The sequence below is a fragment of the Diaphorobacter ruginosibacter genome (assembly GCF_040396215.1).
GTDB lineage: Bacteria > Pseudomonadota > Gammaproteobacteria > Burkholderiales > Burkholderiaceae_C > Diaphorobacter_A > Diaphorobacter_A ruginosibacter_A.
The window spans coordinates 1-15619 of sequence record NZ_JBEBOW010000091.1 but is presented as its reverse complement, the minus strand read 5'-3'; the positions used below and the strand labels follow the sequence as shown (position 1 = coordinate 15619).

General features: G+C 65.1%; 12 protein-coding genes. 3 read left to right on the top strand and 9 right to left on the bottom strand.

Annotation, left to right across the window (positions count from 1 at the left end; genetic code table 11):
* Window positions 1–126: 126 nt before the first annotated feature.
* Complete coding sequence (locus tag ABWP92_RS11875; RefSeq protein ID WP_353235593.1) at window positions 127–585, bottom strand: YbaN family protein; 459 nt, start codon at window positions 583–585, stop codon at window positions 127–129.
* A gap of 151 nt (window positions 586–736) precedes the next feature.
* Here ABWP92_RS11875 and def point away from each other — a divergent pair, with 151 nt between their 5' ends.
* The gene (gene def / locus ABWP92_RS11870; protein WP_353235592.1) at window positions 737–1276 is read left to right on the top strand and encodes a peptide deformylase; all 540 of its coding nucleotides are present in this window, start codon (window positions 737–739) and stop codon (window positions 1274–1276) included.
* A gap of 9 nt (window positions 1277–1285) precedes the next feature.
* On the opposite strand, the gene ABWP92_RS11865 is transcribed toward def, so the two are convergent.
* Together ABWP92_RS11865 and map are read right to left on the bottom strand one after the other, a co-directional pair.
* Window positions 1286–3925, bottom strand: a complete 2640-nt coding sequence (locus ABWP92_RS11865; protein WP_353235591.1) for a [protein-PII] uridylyltransferase — start codon at window positions 3923–3925, stop codon at window positions 1286–1288.
* Between the two features lie 73 nt (window positions 3926–3998).
* Window positions 3999–4817 (bottom strand): type I methionyl aminopeptidase, encoded by an 819-nt coding sequence (gene map / locus ABWP92_RS11860; protein ID WP_353235590.1) that lies wholly within the window; start codon window positions 4815–4817, stop codon window positions 3999–4001.
* Window positions 4818–5035: 218 nt separating this feature from the next.
* Here map and purL point away from each other — a divergent pair, with 218 nt between their 5' ends.
* Window positions 5036–9031 carry a phosphoribosylformylglycinamidine synthase gene (purL, locus tag ABWP92_RS11855; RefSeq protein WP_353235589.1) on the top strand — a complete coding sequence of 1332 codons (3996 nt, stop codon included), beginning with the start codon at window positions 5036–5038 and terminating at the stop codon, window positions 9029–9031.
* Between the two features lie 234 nt (window positions 9032–9265).
* Entirely contained in the window at window positions 9266–9883 is a 618-nt protein-coding gene (locus ABWP92_RS11850; protein ID WP_353235588.1) for an OmpW/AlkL family protein, read from the top strand.
* A 71-nt stretch (window positions 9884–9954) separates the two neighbouring features.
* On the opposite strand, the gene ABWP92_RS11845 is transcribed toward ABWP92_RS11850, so the two are convergent.
* The 6 genes from ABWP92_RS11845 to ABWP92_RS11820 are packed head-to-tail and all read right to left on the bottom strand — an operon-like array spanning window position 9955 to window position 15584.
* Window positions 9955–10977: an amidohydrolase family protein gene (locus ABWP92_RS11845; protein WP_353235587.1), complete on the bottom strand. Its 1023-nt coding sequence runs from the start codon at window positions 10975–10977 to the stop codon at window positions 9955–9957.
* Between the two features lie 29 nt (window positions 10978–11006).
* Entirely contained in the window at window positions 11007–11720 is a 714-nt protein-coding gene (locus tag ABWP92_RS11840; protein ID WP_353235586.1) for an ABC transporter ATP-binding protein, read from the bottom strand.
* The gene (locus tag ABWP92_RS11835) at window positions 11707–12486 is read right to left on the bottom strand and encodes an ABC transporter ATP-binding protein (protein ID WP_353235585.1); all 780 of its coding nucleotides are present in this window, start codon (window positions 12484–12486) and stop codon (window positions 11707–11709) included. The genes ABWP92_RS11840 and ABWP92_RS11835 overlap by 14 nt, the downstream gene beginning before the upstream one ends.
* On the bottom strand, window positions 12486–13526 hold the full coding sequence (locus ABWP92_RS11830; RefSeq protein ID WP_353235584.1) for a branched-chain amino acid ABC transporter permease: 1041 nt from the start codon (window positions 13524–13526) through the stop codon (window positions 12486–12488). Before ABWP92_RS11830 ends, ABWP92_RS11835 begins: the two co-directional genes overlap by 1 nt.
* Window positions 13527–13529: 3 nt before the next feature.
* Window positions 13530–14399, bottom strand: coding sequence for a branched-chain amino acid ABC transporter permease (locus ABWP92_RS11825; protein WP_353235583.1), 870 nt, complete (start codon window positions 14397–14399; stop codon window positions 13530–13532).
* A gap of 30 nt (window positions 14400–14429) precedes the next feature.
* The gene (locus ABWP92_RS11820; RefSeq protein ID WP_353235582.1) at window positions 14430–15584 is read right to left on the bottom strand and encodes an ABC transporter substrate-binding protein; all 1155 of its coding nucleotides are present in this window, start codon (window positions 15582–15584) and stop codon (window positions 14430–14432) included.
* Window positions 15585–15619 lie beyond the last annotated feature (35 nt).

Genomic DNA, 15619 nt, shown 5'->3' with positions numbered 1-15619 from the left:
GACCTACGGATTAACAGTCCGGCGCTCTACCAACTGAGCTATTGAGGAACAAGACTTAAATTATATACACAAAAGAGGGCCTCTTTTGGAATCCAGCCCCGGGAGTGACAAATTCCCGCCATTTTTTCATGGCTCCGCCTCCGCTTTCGGGGGCTCGGGCCTGAACCATAGCCAGACCAGGACGCAGGCCATGCAGACGTTGGCTCCCACCTTCACTCCCAATGGCGCGCCACTGAGCAGAAGTATGCAGGCGCACAGCGCCATGACGATGGCGGCGCTCCATTTGGCGCGGCGGCTGACGCGGCCGCCGTTGGCCCAGTTCTGCAGCATGGGGCCGAACAGCCTGTGGTTCCACAGCCAACCATGCAGCCGGGGTGAGCTGCGCGCCGCCGCCCATCCCGCCATGAGGATGAAAACGGTGGTCGGCAGGCCGGGCACGATGACGCCGATGACCCCCATCACCAGGCACAGGACCGCAAACGCCATGAGCAGCCAGCGCACCACGGCGGGACGGGGCTGGTAGGGCGGCGGGGTGGGGTGGGTGGGCGGTGTATGGCTGATGGGCTCGTCGCGCTTTTCCGGCATGACGTGATTGTGCGCGAGTCTGCGCGCCTTGGGGTATTGCGCATGGGCGGAATCCCGTTTGCGCGGTAATTTCTTCGCGCATGGGCTATCCTGAGCGCCAACGATCCATCACGCCGGTTTCAGCTTCGGTTTCCATTTCATTTTCACTTCCATGACAGTCCAGGCCATACTCAAGATGGGTGATCCACGATTGCTGCGCGTGGCGCAGCAGGTCGGGCGTTTTGACACGCCCGAGTTGCACCAACTGGTCGCCGACCTGCGGGACACCATGAGGGCCGCGAACGGCGCGGGTATCGCAGCGCCGCAGATCGGCGTGGATCTGCAGGTGGTGATCTTTGGCTCGAGCGAGGCCAATCCACGCTATCCGGACCGGCCGCTGGTGCCTTTCACGGTGCTCGTCAATCCGGTCATCACGCCGCTCGGCGACGAGGAGGAAGAGGACTGGGAGGGCTGTCTTTCGGTCCCCGGCCTGCGCGGCAAGGTGCCGCGTTTCCTGCGGATACGCTATCAGGGGTTCGATCCGGAAGGCCGGGTGATCGACCGGGAGGCGCAGGGATTCCACGCGCGCGTCGTGCAGCACGAGTGCGACCATCTCTGGGGCAAGCTCTACCCGATGAGGGTGCGCGACTTCACCCAGTTCGGCTACACGGACATTCTGTTTCCGGGAATCAGCGCCGCCGAGGACGATTGAGCCTTCGGCTCAGGCCGGAGCCAGGGCCTTCAGCAGCTCGGTCTCGATCTCGATCTGCCGCGCACCATGTTGGAGCTCGCTGCCCTGCACCAGAAAGGTGTCCTCCACGCGCTCGCCCAGGGTGCTGATCTTGGCGAGCTGCAGGCTGAGCTGATGCCGCGCCAGGATGCGGGCCACGGTGTAGAGAAGGCCGGCGCGATCGCTGGCGGTGATGCTCAGGATCCAGCGCTGCGCCTTTTCGTCGGGCTTGAGCGACACGCGCGGCGCGAACGGAAAGCTCTTGACGCGGCGCGACACGCGCCTTTTCGTGGGCTCGGGCAGCGGGCCGGTGGCGGTGATTGCGCGCACAAGATCGCTTTCGATCAGCGTCATCAGTTCGCGGTAGTGGCCCGACAGCGTCTCCGAGGGAACGACCTGGAAGGTGTCGAGCGCATGGCCGTCGAGCGCCGTGTGCACGCGCGCGTCCAGGATGGAGAACCCGGCGCGTTCGAAATAACCGCAGATGCGGGCAAACAGCTCCGGTTGATCGGGCGAGTACACCAGCACCTGCAGGCCTTCTCCCGCCAGTGACTGCCGGGCGCGCACCACCGGCATGGCCGATCCGACATGGCGCGACAGATGCCGCGTGTGCCACGCGATGTCCGCCGCTTCGTGGCGCATGAAGTAGCTCACGTCCAGCGTGTCCCAAAGTTTCCTGTGGGATTCGAATGGCTGGGAATTCAGCGCCAGCTGGATCAGCGCCTCGCGCTTGCGGGCCTCCACGTCGGCGGCGGCGTCGGGCGCGCGGCCGCCCAGGACGCGCAGGGTGGATCGGTACAGGTCTTCCAGCAGCTTGCCTTTCCAGCCGTTCCACACCTTGGGCGAGGTGCCGCGGATGTCGGCCACGGTCAGCAGGTACAGCGCCGTGAGCTGGCGCTCGGTGCCGACGCGCCGGGCGAACGCCTTGATCACGTCCGGGTCGGCCAGGTCCTGCTTTTGCGCCACCTGGCTCATGCTGAGGTGCTCGCGCACCAGGAAGTCGAGCAGCGCGGTGTCTTCCTTGCCGATGCCGTGCTGCTTGCAAAAGCGCCGCACCTCGATGGCGCCGAGCTGCGAGTGGTCGCCGCCGCGGCCCTTGCCGATGTCGTGGAAAAGTGCGGCGAGATACAGGATCCACGGCTTGTCCCAGCCGCCCGCGAGTTGCGAGCAGAACGGGTACTCGTGCGCATGCTCGGGCATGAAAAAGCGGCGCATGTTGCGCAGCACCATGAGGATGTGCTGGTCCACCGTGTAGACATGGAACAGGTCGTGCTGCATCTGGCCGACGATGCGCCGGAACGGCCAGAGATAGCGGCCGAGCACGGAGGTCTGGTTCATCAGCCGCATGGCGTGGGTGATGCCCGCGGGCTGCCGCAGGATCTGCATGAAGGCGGCTCGGTTCACCGGGTCGCGGCGGAACTCGCTGTCCATGATGGAGCGCGAGTCGTAGAGCGCGCGCAGCGTCCTGGCCGAGAGATCCTTCAGCCCGACGGTGGTCTCATACAGCAGGAAGGTTTCCAGGATCGCGTGCGGATCCTTCTTGTACAGATCGTCCGAAGCCACCTCGATGAGGCCGGCCTTCTCAAAGAAACGCTCGTTGATCGGACGCAACTCGTGCGAGCCGGGGTCGAACCGTTCCTCGATGTTCAGATACAGGATCTGCGTGACCTGCTGCACCGCCTTGGCGGCCCAGTAGTAACGGCGCATGAGGGTTTCGCTCGCGCGCATCGCCAGCTTCTTGCCCTCCGGCGTGGTCGAGCGGTAGCCGAATGCCTCGGCCACGGCGGTCTGCAGGTCGAACACGAGCCGGTCCTCGCGGCGGCCCGCCACCGCATGCAGCTTGGCGCGGATCAGAAACAGCAGAGCCTCGTTGCGCTGGATCTGCTGCACCTCGAACGGGGTGGCCAGGCCCGTGCGGGCCAGCTCATCCCAGTCGCGGCCAAAACCCGCGGCGCGCGCGGCCCAGCTGATGAGCTGCAGATCGCGCAGGCCGCCGGGCGACTCCTTGCAGTTGGGCTCCAGCGCGTAGGGCGTGTTCTCGTACTTGTTGTGCCGCTGCCGCATCTCGAACGTCTTGGCGATCAGGAAGGCGCGCGGATCCATCTGTTCGTCGTAGCGCTGCTGGAATTCGGCGAACAGCGCCTGGCTGCCGCAGAGCAGCCGCGCTTCGAGCAGCGAAGTCTGCACGGTCACATCGGCCGCCGACTCGCGCAGGCAGTCGGCGATGGTACGCACGCTGGAGCCGATTTCCAGGCCCGCGTCCCAGCAACTGCCGATGAAGGCCTCGATAGGCGCGCGCCAGGAGGCGGCCGGCTCATTGCTGGCGCTCTCGGGCAAGAGAACGAGCACGTCCACGTCGGAGTGGGGAAACAACTGCGCGCGTCCGTATCCGCCGACGGCGATCAGGGCCGCCGCATCGGGCAGCCCGGCGCGCCGCCACAGCTGAGTGAGCAGGTGATCGGTATGCGCCGAGAGCCGGCCGAGCAGCGCGCGGATGCCGCGCGTGGTGGATGCCGGCGTGAGCAGCGTCGCGATCACCGCCGCCTTGGCGGCCTTGTATTGATCGCGCAGCCCGGCCAGATCGCCGGTCTGTCCCTGCGGGGAGGCTGCATGGGTGTTTCGAGTGGACATGTGATGAGACATGCGGTTTGGCTAGCAAGAACCGTGCAGCCAAGAAGGAAGGCGCCTGGCCTGCCTGGCTCGATCAGGTTCGGGTCGCGGTGACGAAAGGCGGCAGCGCCGGAGAACCCTCGGACAGGGTCAGCACGTCATAGCCGGTTTCGGTCACGAGAATCGTGTGCTCCCACTGGGCGGAAAGGCTGTGGTCCTTGGTGATGATGGTCCAGCCATCCTTGCCCAGTTCCTTGATTTCGCGCTTGCCCAGATTCAGCATGGGCTCGATGGTGAACGTCATTCCAGGCTCCAGCAGCTCGCCGGTTCCAGGGCGTCCGTAATGCAGCACCTGTGGCTCTTCGTGGAATTTCCGGCCGATGCCGTGGCCGCAGAATTCGCGCACCACCGACAGGTGATTGCCTTCGGCGAAGGTCTGGATGGCGTGTCCCACATCGCCCAGGCGCGCGCCGGGCCTGACCTGCTGGATGCCGATCCACATCGCATCGAAGGTCAGGGCGCACAGGCGCCTGGCGGCGATGGAGCATTCGCCGATCTGGTACATGCGGCTGTTGTCGCCGAACCAGCCGTCCTTGGTGATGACGGTGACGTCCACGTTGACGATGTCGCCTTTCTTGAGCGGCTTGTCGTTCGGGATGCCGTGGCACACCACGTGATTGACCGAGGTGCACAGGTGGCCGGGGTAGGGCGGATAGCCGGGCGGCTGGTAATTGATGGTGGCGGAGACCGTGCCCTGCCGGTCCATGCATTCCTTGCCCAGGCGGTCGATTTCAGCCGTGGTGATGCCGGGCCGGATGTGCGGGGCGATGTAGTCCAGCACTTCGGATGCCAGGCGGCAGGCTTCGCGCATGCCTGCGATATCTTCTGCGGTTTTGATGGAGATGCTACTCATGGGGATCGATTATCCCACTCATGATTTTTCCATGCTGCCGCCGTGACCGCGTGGCGGTGCCCGACGGATTCAAGGCCCCGCGCGCCCAGGAAATAGCCCGCGGCGGGTAAAATGCCGGGTTTTCACGAATCCGACGTTTTCCACCCGGACCCCATTCAGCGGTACGGTCGCCGAAACCGTCTTTGCAACGTATCTCCCACTCACGACAGGCCGCCACCGTGACCTTGCACATCACCCAGTTCGACGGCGGGAACGCCATCAGCGCTTTCCGCGTACAGCAGCTGCAACCGGCTCTTGAAGCCATCCACCCCAAGATCACAGGCATTGCGGCGCGCTTCGTGCACCTGGTGGCATCGGAGAAACCGCTGGAGGACTCGCTCGGGCAGCGCCTTGCCGCCTTGCTGGCCTATGGCGATCCCTACGAAGGCGCTACGGACGGGCAGGTGCTGGTGGTCACGCCGCGCCTGGGCACGATCTCGCCGTGGGCCTCCAAGGCCACGGACATCGCCCGCAACTGCGGGCTCGACGTGTACCGCATCGAGCGCGTGACCGAATTCCACCTCAGCCTCCAGTCCGGCCTGCTGGGCGGCGCGTCCAGGCTGAGCGAGGAGCAGATCGCCCAGGTCGCCGCGCTGCTGCATGACCGCATGACCGAATCGGTGTTCGGCACGCGCGACGAGGCGCAGCAGCTGTTTTCCACGCTGCAGGCGCAGCCGATGGAGTTCGTCGACGTGATCGGCGGGGGCCGCGCGGCGCTGGAGCAGGCCAACAGGCAATGGGGGCTGGCGCTGGCGGACGATGAAATCGACTACCTGGTCAACGCATTCAACGGCCTCAAGCGCAATCCGAGCGACGTCGAGCTGATGATGTTCGCGCAGGCCAACTCCGAGCACTGCCGCCACAAGATCTTCAACGCCACGTTCACGATCGATGGCGTCGCGCAGGACAAGTCCCTGTTCGGCATGATCCGCAATACGCACCAGCTCGCGCCGCAGCACACCGTGGTGGCCTACTCCGACAACGCGTCCATCATGGAAGGCCACGAGGTGGAGCGTTTCATCGCGCGCTTCGACGCGCAGAAGGCTCCGAGCTACGGCAGGCAGGCCGCCGTGAACCAGGTGCTGATGAAGGTGGAGACGCACAATCACCCCACGGCGATTTCGCCGTTCCCCGGCGCATCGACCGGCGCGGGCGGCGAGATCCGCGACGAAGGCGCGACGGGCCGCGGCTCCAGGCCCAAGGCGGGGCTGACGGGCTTCACGGTCTCCAAGCTCTGGGGCAGCGACGTGGGCAGGCCCGGGCACATCGCCAGCGCGCTGCAGATCATGATCGAGGGCCCGCTGGGCGGCGCCGCGTTCAACAACGAGTTTGGCCGTCCCAACCTGACCGGCTATTTCCGCGAGTACGAGCAACAGGTCGGTGACATCACGCGTGGCTACCACAAGCCCATCATGATCGCGGGCGGCCTGGGCGTGATCGACTCCGAGCAGGTCCGCAAGATCGAGTTTCCCGCCGGCTCGCTGCTGATCCAGCTTGGCGGCCCTGGCATGCGCATCGGCATGGGCGGCGGCGCGGCCAGCTCGATGGCCTCCGGCACGAATGCGGCAGAGCTGGACTTCGACTCCGTGCAGCGCGGCAATCCGGAGATCGAGCGCCGCGCGCAGGAAGTCATCAACCACTGCTGGGCGCAGGGCGCGGCGAACCCGATCCTGGCGATCCACGATGTGGGCGCTGGCGGCCTCTCCAACGCCTTCCCCGAGCTGACCAATGACGCGGGCCGTGGCGCGCGTTTCGATCTGCGTGCCGTCAAGCTCGAGGAGTCAGGCCTGGCGCCCAAGGAAATCTGGTCCAACGAAAGCCAGGAGCGCTACGTTCTGGCGATCGACCCGAAGTCGCTCGACATGTTCACCGCCTTCTGCGAGCGCGAGCGCTGCCCGTTCGCCGTGGTCGGCGTGGCGACCGAGGAGCGCCAACTGATCCTGGAAGACACGGCAGTCGCATCGGGCGACCAGAAATTCCCGGTCGACATGCCCATGGACGTGCTTCTGGGCAAGCCGCCGAAGATGCACCGCGACGTGAAGACCGCCCGGCGCGAGCTTGCCCCCATCGACCTGACCGGCGTGCCGCTGGAGAAGGCGGTGATCGAGGTGCTGGCGCACCCCACGGTGGCATCCAAGCGCTTTCTCATCACCATCGGCGACCGTGCCGTGGGGGGGCTCACGCATCGTGACCAGATGGTCGGGCCGTGGCAGGTGCCGGTGGCCGACGTGGCCGTGACGCTGGCCGATTTCAAAGGTTTCAAGGGCGAGGCGATGGCCATGGGCGAGCGCACGCCGCTGGCCGCGATCAACGCGCCGGCGTCGGGGCGCATGGCGGTGGCCGAGGCCATCACCAACATGCTGGCAGCGCCCATCGAGCTGCCGCGCGTGAAGCTGTCCGCCAACTGGATGGCCGCCTGCGGCGAACCCGGCGAGGATGCCGATCTCTACGCAACGGTGAAGGCCGTCGGCATGGAGCTGTGCCCCGAGCTGAACGTGTCGATTCCGGTGGGCAAGGATTCGCTGTCGATGCGCACGCAGTGGAGCGAGGCAGGAGAGGTCAGGAAGGTCACTTCGCCCGTGAGCCTGATCGTCACCGGCTTTGCCTCGATCGATGACGTGCGCGGCACGCTGACGCCGCAACTGGATGCGCAGGTGGACGACTCCACGCTCGTGCTGATCGATCTGGCGCGCGGCAGGATGCGCATGGGCGGCTCGATCCTGGGCCAGGTGCTCGACCAGCCGGGCAACGAAACGCCCGACCTGGACAATGCAGGGGACCTGATCGCCATGGTGGACGCGGTGAACGCGCTGCGCGCCAAGGGACTGATTCTTGCCTACCACGACAAGGGCGACGGCGGCCTGCTCGCCGCGGCCGCCGAGATGGCGTTCGCGGGACACGTGGGCGTGGCGCTGAATGTGGACATGCTGATCACCGAGGGCGACGGCATTGCCGACAGCCGCATGGATTCGGGCGAGGGCAAGAACTGGGGCGCCCAGATCAGCGGCCGCCGCGAGGACATGACGCTGCGCGCGCTGTTCAACGAAGAGCTGGGCGCGCTGCTGCAGATCCGCACGAGCGATCGCGCCGAGGTCATGCAGATCCTGCGCGAGCACGGCCTGTCCACCTGCTCGCACACGGTCGGCAAGACGCGCCCGGCGTCGTCCAGGCTGGACGACGGCAAGGGCGAGCTGCAGGTGTGGCGCGATGCGAAGAAGGTGTTCGGCGCCAAGCTCTCCGACCTGCATCAGGTATGGGATGCCGTGAGCTGGAAGATCGCCCAGCAGCGCGACAACCCGGCCTGCGCCGACAGCGAACACGCCGCGGCGGGTGTGCAGCAGGATCCCGGCATGCACGTGCATCTCACGTTCGATCCACGGGACGACGTGGCGGCGCCGTTCCTCAACCTTGCCAGGCCGCGCGTGGCCGTGTTGCGCGAGCAGGGGGTGAACTCGCATGTCGAGATGGCGTATGCATTCGCCGAGGCAGGGTTCGACGCGGTTGACGTCCACATGAGCGATCTGCAGTCGGGCCGGGCAGGGCTCAACGACTTTGCGGGCGTGGTCGCCTGCGGCGGCTTCAGCTACGGCGACACGCTGGGCGCGGGTATCGGCTGGGCGCGCTCGATCACGTTCAACGAGCGCCTGTCCGCCGAGTTCCAGCAGTTCTTCGGCCGAGCCGACACGTTCGGCCTGGGCGTCTGCAACGGCTGCCAGATGTTTGCCGAACTGGCTGACATCATCCCCGGCGCGCAGGATTGGCCGCGCTTCACGCAGAACCAGAGCAACCGCTTCGAGGCGCGCCTGTCGATGGTGGAAGTGCTGCAATCGCCCAGCCTGTTCCTGCAGGGCATGGCGGGCAGCCGCCTGCCCATCGCCGTCGCGCATGGCGAGGGGTTCGCGAACTTCAAATACCGCGGCAACCCCGTCGGGGCGATCGCCGCCATGCGTTTCGTGGACAACGCAGGCCAGGCCACCGAGCAGTATCCGTTCAACCCGAACGGCAGCGCCGGCGGCCTGACCGCCGTGACCACGGCGGATGGCCGTTTCACGGCGATGATGCCGCACCCCGAGCGCGTCTTCCGCAACATCCAGATGAGCTGGACCAGCGGAAACCGGGATGAATTCAGTCCGTGGATGCGCATCTGGCGCAATGCAAGGAAGTGGCTGGGGTAACGTCTCGCCGCACCTTCCGCGCCTGGGCGCGGAGCCATGAAGCCGGGTTGCGTCCCGGCTTTTTCTCGCCTTGGGGAAGCAATAACCACAATCGTTGTGTTGCTTATTGGCAACGTAGACGCTTTAGTCGTGATGAGCAAGTGGCTAATTGATTTGCAGCAAATAGTCGGATTTTCTGAATTGATGCAATGGGACACGTACAAATTGTTTCCATCACTACTTGAGGTAATCTCGATGAAGAAAACTCTGTTGGCCATTGCAGCAGTCAGCGCATTCACTTCCGGTGCGGCATTTGCTCAAACGTCCGAGGCAGCCGGTCCTTTCATGGTGCGCGTGCGTGCTGTTCATCTGGATAGCCGCAACCATGACACCACCGGGCTGGACCTGTCGATCAACAATAAGTGGATTCCTGAGCTTGACGTCTCGTACTTCTTCACACCCAACTTTGCCGCCGAACTGATCCTGACCTATCCGCAAAAGCATGACCTGCGTGCGGGCGGCGACAAGATCGGCACGCTCAAGCACCTGCCGCCCACGCTGCTGGCGCAATACCACTTCACCAACTTCGGCGCGTTCAAGCCCTACGTCGGCGCAGGTGTGAACTACACGCGCTTCTCCAATGTGCGCTTCGACTCCGCGGTGGCGGGCGCCCTGTCTCCGTCCATCAAGAAGAACAGCTGGGGCGGCGCGCTGCAGATCGGTTTCGACTATGCGCTGGACAAGAACTGGTCGCTGAACTTCGACGTCAAGAAGGTCTATATCGGCACCGACGTGTACTCCTTCGGCAGCAAGGTGGGCACCTTCAAGGTGGACCCGGTGCTGGTCGGCGTGGGCGTGGGCTACCGCTTCTGATATAGAACCCCTGGCGGGAACTGGCCGGCGCGCATGCCCATGCGCGCCGGCCTTGTCGTTTCAACCGGCTCTCAGAGCCTGTAGAAGCGCTGGGCGGTATCGTGGTAGAGATGGCGCTTTTCGTCGGCGGACATCCCGTGGGTGATGCGCTTGAACGCGTTCCACAGAACCTGATAGCTGCATGTTCCCTTGTCGACGGGAAAGTTGCTCTCGAACATGCAGCGCTCGGGCCCGAACAGTTCGATGCAGGTGAGGATGTAGGGCTTCCACGCCTGGGCGAGCTGCAGCGAAGTGGGCGGCTGGGCCTGCTCGTGGAACGGAAAGCCGAACACGCTCATGCCCATGCCGCCCAGCTTGATGCTCACATTGGGCAGCAGGGCGGCGGCCTGCAACTGCTTCTTCCATTGCGTGAACACCTCATCACGGTGACCCGCATACGGGCCCACGCCCAGCGGCGCGCCGATGTGGTCGATGACGATGGGCGTGTCGGGAAACGCTTTGGCCAGGTCGATGAACTCCTCCAGCTGCGTGTGATAGGCCCACGAATCGAAGCTGAGCCCGAACTGCGCGAGCTTGGCGAAGCCCTCGCGGAACCGGGGGCTCAGATAGACGTGCAGCGGTGGCGAATGCATCACGCCGTACTGGAACTGCGCGTGCGTGGCCGCATGGCAGCGTATGCCCCGCAGCAGTCCGGCGCCCGCCTGCGCCTGGGCGGCAAGCACTTCCTCCACGCGCGCGCCCAGCGAGAGCTCGGCAAAGCCGACGATGCCCGCGCAGATCCGGGTGCTGTTCTGCCGGGCGTTGGTTTCCCTGGCGATGGCGACGACGCGCTCCGTCTCGCCGACGGGCTTGAGGTGCTCCGGCCCGTCCTCGCGGTAGGCGAAGCCGACCTGGATGAACACGGTGGATTCGATGCGGTGGCCGCAATTGAGGTCCGCCAACAGCTCCGGTGACAGATAGCCACCCCAATTCTTGTCGGCCAGATGGTGGTGCGGATCGATGATGGGCAGCGCCGGCTCCAGCGCTTCTTCGCTGTGTTGCGCAAGCCAGGCGGGGCGCACCTCGGCGCGGGGAACGACGGGAAGGGAAGTCATGTGGTTCATGTGGTTGTTCATCCGTATCTTCAAATACCCAGGAATGCCTTTTGCACGAACGCGTCGTTGAGCAGCTCCTGCCCGGAGCCAGAGCGGATCACCAGCCCCTGCTCGAACACATAGGCGTCGTCCGACATCTTCAGCGCCAGGCGCGCGTTCTGCTCCACCAGGATGACGGAAATACCCGTTTCCCTGTTCAGGCGCTTGATGACCTGCGCGATCTCCGAGACGATCTTGGGCGCGATGCCCAGCGAGGGCTCGTCGAGCATCAGGATCTGCGGGTTGGACATCAGCGCGCGCCCGATCGCCACCATCTGCTGCTCGCCGCCGGACAGTGATCCGGCGAGCTGGTCGCGCCGCTCCTTGACGCGCGGGAAAAGCTCGTAGACCAGTTCCTGAGATCTGCCGCGCTGCTCGGCGCTGCTCACGGTATGGGCGCCGACCATCAGGTTTTCCCACACAGTCATGCGCGGAAACAGGCGACGGCCCTCGGGTGAAAGCGCAATGCCCATGCCCACGCGCTGCGCGGCATGGCTGGTGTCGATGCGCTTGCCGTCGAGCATCAGCGAACCCGACGTGAGCCGCTTCAGTCCCATGAGCGCCTTGAGCGTGGTGCTCTTGCCCGCGCCGTTGGAGCCGACCAGCGCGACGATCCTGCCCGCCTCGACCTTGAAGCTCACGCCATGCAGCGCCTCGACCAGTCCGTAATGGACGACGATGTCCTTGACCTCAAGCGTGCGCATCTTCATCCACTCCCAGGTAGGCCTCGATCACGGCGGGGTTGTTGCGGATTTCCTCCGCCGTGCCTTGCGCGATCTTGCGTCCCTGCACGAGAACGATGATCTTTTCGCAGGTTCCCATCACCAATGCCATGTGGTGCTCGACGAACAGCAGTGAGATGCGGTGCTCGTCGCGCAAGGTCTTGAGCAGCCGCCCGAATTCGGCGCACTCCTCGGGATTGAGGCCGGCGGCGGGTTCGTCGAGCAGCAGCAGGCGCGGGTTCGTTGCCAGGCCGATGGCCACGCCGATGCGCTTTTGATGGCCGTAGGCCAGCTCGCCGGCAATCTCGTTGCGGTAGGGCGCAAGGCCGGTGATCTCGAGCACCTTGTCCACCTGCTCCTGGATCCGCCGGCAGGCTTGCCGGTGGGCGGCCGTCTGCGCGATCTGCGCCCACACGGGCACGTCGAAATGGCATAGCGCGCCACGGTAGACGTTCTGCTGCACGGTGGCCCGGGGATAGACGGTGGCCGACTGGAACGTGCGCGCCAGCCCGTGCCGCACGACATGGCTGGGCTTGCGGCCCGTGATGTCCTCGCCCGCGAAAGCGATCTTTCCAGCGGTGGGCGCGAGCGAGCCGCTGATCATGTTGAACGCGGTGCTCTTGCCCGCGCCGTTGGGGCCGATCAGCCCGACGATCTCGCCTTCCTGCAGCTCGAAGCTGAGGTCGCGCACGGCGGCGAGCCCGCCGAATGTCTTGCCGAGTCCCTCGACCTTGAGTAGCGCCGCCATCACTTGCCCGCCTTGCCGAAGAGTTTGGAGTGGATGCCCACGAGTCCGGAGGGCAGGAACTTCAGCACGAGGATCAGCGTGATGCCGTACATGATGTTCTGCGTCTCGATGGCGCTGCGAAACAGCTCGGGCAGCGGCGTCATGATCAGCGCCCCGAGAATCGGCCCCAGCACGGAGCCGCGTCCGCCGATCACGAGCATGATGATCGCCGCGACGGAGATGCTCTGGTTGAACGACTCGGGAGAGACAAAGCCGAGGTAATGGGCGAGCAGCGCGCCGGTGAAGCCCGCGAAAGCGCTGCCCAGGACGAACGCGAACATCTGCGAGCCCTGGATGCTGATGCCGCTGGCTTCGGCCAGGTCGGGGTTGTCGCCCACGGCGTCCAGCGAGTTGCCCTTGGGCGTCCTGAACAGCGCGAGCAGCAGCAGGATGGATGCGAAGGCGCATGCGGCCGCCAGCCAGTAGAACGAGAGCTTGGTATCGAACGCGAAGCCCAGCAGGCTGGCCGGCGGGATGTTGGCGATACCGTTGGCCCCGCCGGTCAGCTCGCCGCCCTCCAGCAGCACCAGCCGGAACAGCTCGCCAAAGCAGAAGGTGACCAGCACGAAATACACGCCCTGCAGGCGCAGGATCACCGCGCCCAGCAGGTAGGCCAGCACCATGGATACGGCCACGCCGGCCGCCACCGAGAGCAGGAAGGGCGTGTGAAGGCGCGTGCTGCAGATGACCGAGACAAATGCGCCCATCCCCATGAAGGCGGCGTGGCAGAAGGACAACTGGCCCGTGCGGTTGATGAGGGCCAGCCCGTTCACGAAGATGATGTTCAGGCAGATCAGCACCGCCAGGTGGATGTAGAACGGATTGCCCGCGAACAGCAGCGGAATGGCGAACAGCGCCAGAAGGCAGGGAATCCAGGTTTTAAAGACGCCGCCGGGCTGCCGCGCCGGCGTGGTCGCGGACACGTTCGCGGGCACATTCGCGGACACGTTTGCGGACGCATTCGCGCCGCCATCGGAATGAAGTGATTGAGAGTCGTGCATGGCTCAGCGACCTGCCTTTCCGAGCAGGCCCGCGGGACGGAAGATCAGCATCAGGATCACAAAACAGAAAAGCAGCATGTCCGAGAAGCTGCTGGACATGAAGGTGTTGGCCACGCTTTCAAAGACGCCCAGCAAGAGCGCGGCCAGCGCCGCGCCCGGAATGCTGCCAAGGCCGCCCAGGATCACCACGATGAACGCCTTGAGCAGCGGAGTGGAGCCGATGCTCGGCGATACGGAGAACACCGGCGCCATCAGGGCGCCCGCGACCGCGGCCAGCGCCACGCCGATGCCGAAGCCCAGCGGATACATGAACTGTGAGCGGATGCCCTGGGCGTTGGCGATCTCGATGTCCTGCACCACCGCGCGCAGCGCCCGTCCGCCCTTGCTGTGCATGAGAAAGCCGTACAGCAGCGCGAGCACCGCGATCGAGAATGCGACGACGTAAAGGCGCGACATGGGCAGCACCACCGGCCCGAGCGACACCACGCCTTCGGCCACCGCGGGCATCGACTGCGGATCGGGGCCGAAGACCATCAGCGCGCCGTTCTGCAGGATCATCGCCAGGCCGATGGTGGCGATCATCCCGTTGAGCTCGTCGCCGCGGAATCCTTTCATCACCACGACCTCGATGATCCAGCCGATCACCAGCGTCAGCACGAAAGTGGCGAGCACCGCCGCGAGAAAGGGCAGGTGCAGCTTCGTGACGCATACATAGGCCGAGAACGCGCCGAGCATGTAGAACTCGCCATGCGCGAAATTCACGACGCGCATCACGCCAAACACCAGCGTGAAGCCAATGGCCATCAACAGGTAGAGAAGCCCGATGATGAGGCCATTGGTCAGCGCCTGGCCAATCAGAAAGGTAAAGTCCACGGCGGTATCCCCGAACGGCTCTGGTCAGGATTACTTGCAGGCGGCGAGCGAGCAGGTGGCCTCGATCACTTCCTGGCCGTCCTGCACGCGGGCGATGTAGAACGGCGCGCTCACCTGGTGGGCCGTGCCGTAGACCTCTGCGCCCGTCCAGTTCAGGGTGCCGAGAATGCCCTTGTAGTCCTTGACGTTCTCCAGCGCCACGCGCACCTTGTCGGTGTCCGTGGCCGTGCCCGCCGCGGCCATGGCCTGGAACAGCATGTGCGTGCCGTCATAGAACGCCGGGCTGAAGCCGTTCATGCGCTTCTTGTACTTGGCGGAATAACGCTCCGAATAGGCCTTGACGGCGGCATTGGCCGGATCGACGGGCGTGTTCACCAGCATGCCGTTGGCGGCGGTGTTGCCCGCCACGTTCACGATCTCGGGCGTGGCTGGTCCGCCGCTGCGGATGATGAAGCCCTTGAACCCGAGCTCGCGCGCCTGCTTGACGATCAGGCCCGCCGTGCCGGGCGCGTTGCCGTCCAGCTCGATCGCATCCACGCCCTTGGCCATCAGGCGCGTGAGCAGGGGCATCATGTCCACGCGCTCGCGCTCGAAGAACTCCTTGGCGTTGAGCTGCGCCCCGGCCTTGCTGTAGGCCTTCTCCAGGTCCTGCGCGATCTGCTGGCCGGTTTCATCGTTGGGGAACAGGCCGCCGACCTTCTTGATGTTCTTGGCCTTCACGATCCAGTCGATCTGGGGCTGCGAAGTCTCCATCGTCGTCAGGTTGGGGCGGAAGTTGAAGGGCTTGTCCTTGCCCAGCGCCTTGTCCGTGAAGCCCAGCGTCAGCATCACGACCTTGTTCTTGTCCACGATGGGCGTGACGGCCAGCGCCGCCGCGGAGCCTACCGGGCCGATGATGTACTTGACCTTGTCCTCGAACACCAGGCGGTTCGCCGCCGTGACGGCCTCGCCGGCCTGGTACTTGTCGTCATACGGAATGACCTTGACCTTGTATTTCTTGCCGCCCACTTCCAGCCCGCCCTTGGCGTTGACGTCGTCGGCGGCCAGCTCCGTCGCGTAGAGCATGGCCTGACCCCAGGCCGCCCCGGCGCCGGACAGCGTGACGATGGCGCCGATCTTGAGTTCTTCCTGCGCGAATGCGCTGCCCGCCAGGCACATCAGGGCGACGGCAAGTGTTTTCTTCATGGGTTGTCTCCTTGGGAATATGGAATAGGAATAAG

Coding starts and splice junctions, on each gene's coding strand:
- ABWP92_RS11835 (WP_353235585.1), bottom strand. CDS start 12,486: ATGGCGGCGCTACTCAAGGTCGAGGGACTCGGCAAGACATTCGGCGGG.
- ABWP92_RS11830 (WP_353235584.1), bottom strand. CDS start 13,526: ATGCACGACTCTCAATCACTTCATTCCGATGGCGGCGCGAATGCGTCC.
- def (WP_353235592.1), top strand. CDS start 737: ATGACAGTCCAGGCCATACTCAAGATGGGTGATCCACGATTGCTGCGC.
- ABWP92_RS11865 (WP_353235591.1), bottom strand. CDS start 3,925: ATGTCCACTCGAAACACCCATGCAGCCTCCCCGCAGGGACAGACCGGC.
- ABWP92_RS11820 (WP_353235582.1), bottom strand. CDS start 15,584: ATGAAGAAAACACTTGCCGTCGCCCTGATGTGCCTGGCGGGCAGCGCA.
- ABWP92_RS11850 (WP_353235588.1), top strand. CDS start 9,266: ATGAAGAAAACTCTGTTGGCCATTGCAGCAGTCAGCGCATTCACTTCC.
- ABWP92_RS11875 (WP_353235593.1), bottom strand. CDS start 585: ATGCCGGAAAAGCGCGACGAGCCCATCAGCCATACACCGCCCACCCAC.
- ABWP92_RS11845 (WP_353235587.1), bottom strand. CDS start 10,977: ATGACTTCCCTTCCCGTCGTTCCCCGCGCCGAGGTGCGCCCCGCCTGG.
- ABWP92_RS11840 (WP_353235586.1), bottom strand. CDS start 11,720: ATGCGCACGCTTGAGGTCAAGGACATCGTCGTCCATTACGGACTGGTC.
- map (WP_353235590.1), bottom strand. CDS start 4,817: ATGAGTAGCATCTCCATCAAAACCGCAGAAGATATCGCAGGCATGCGC.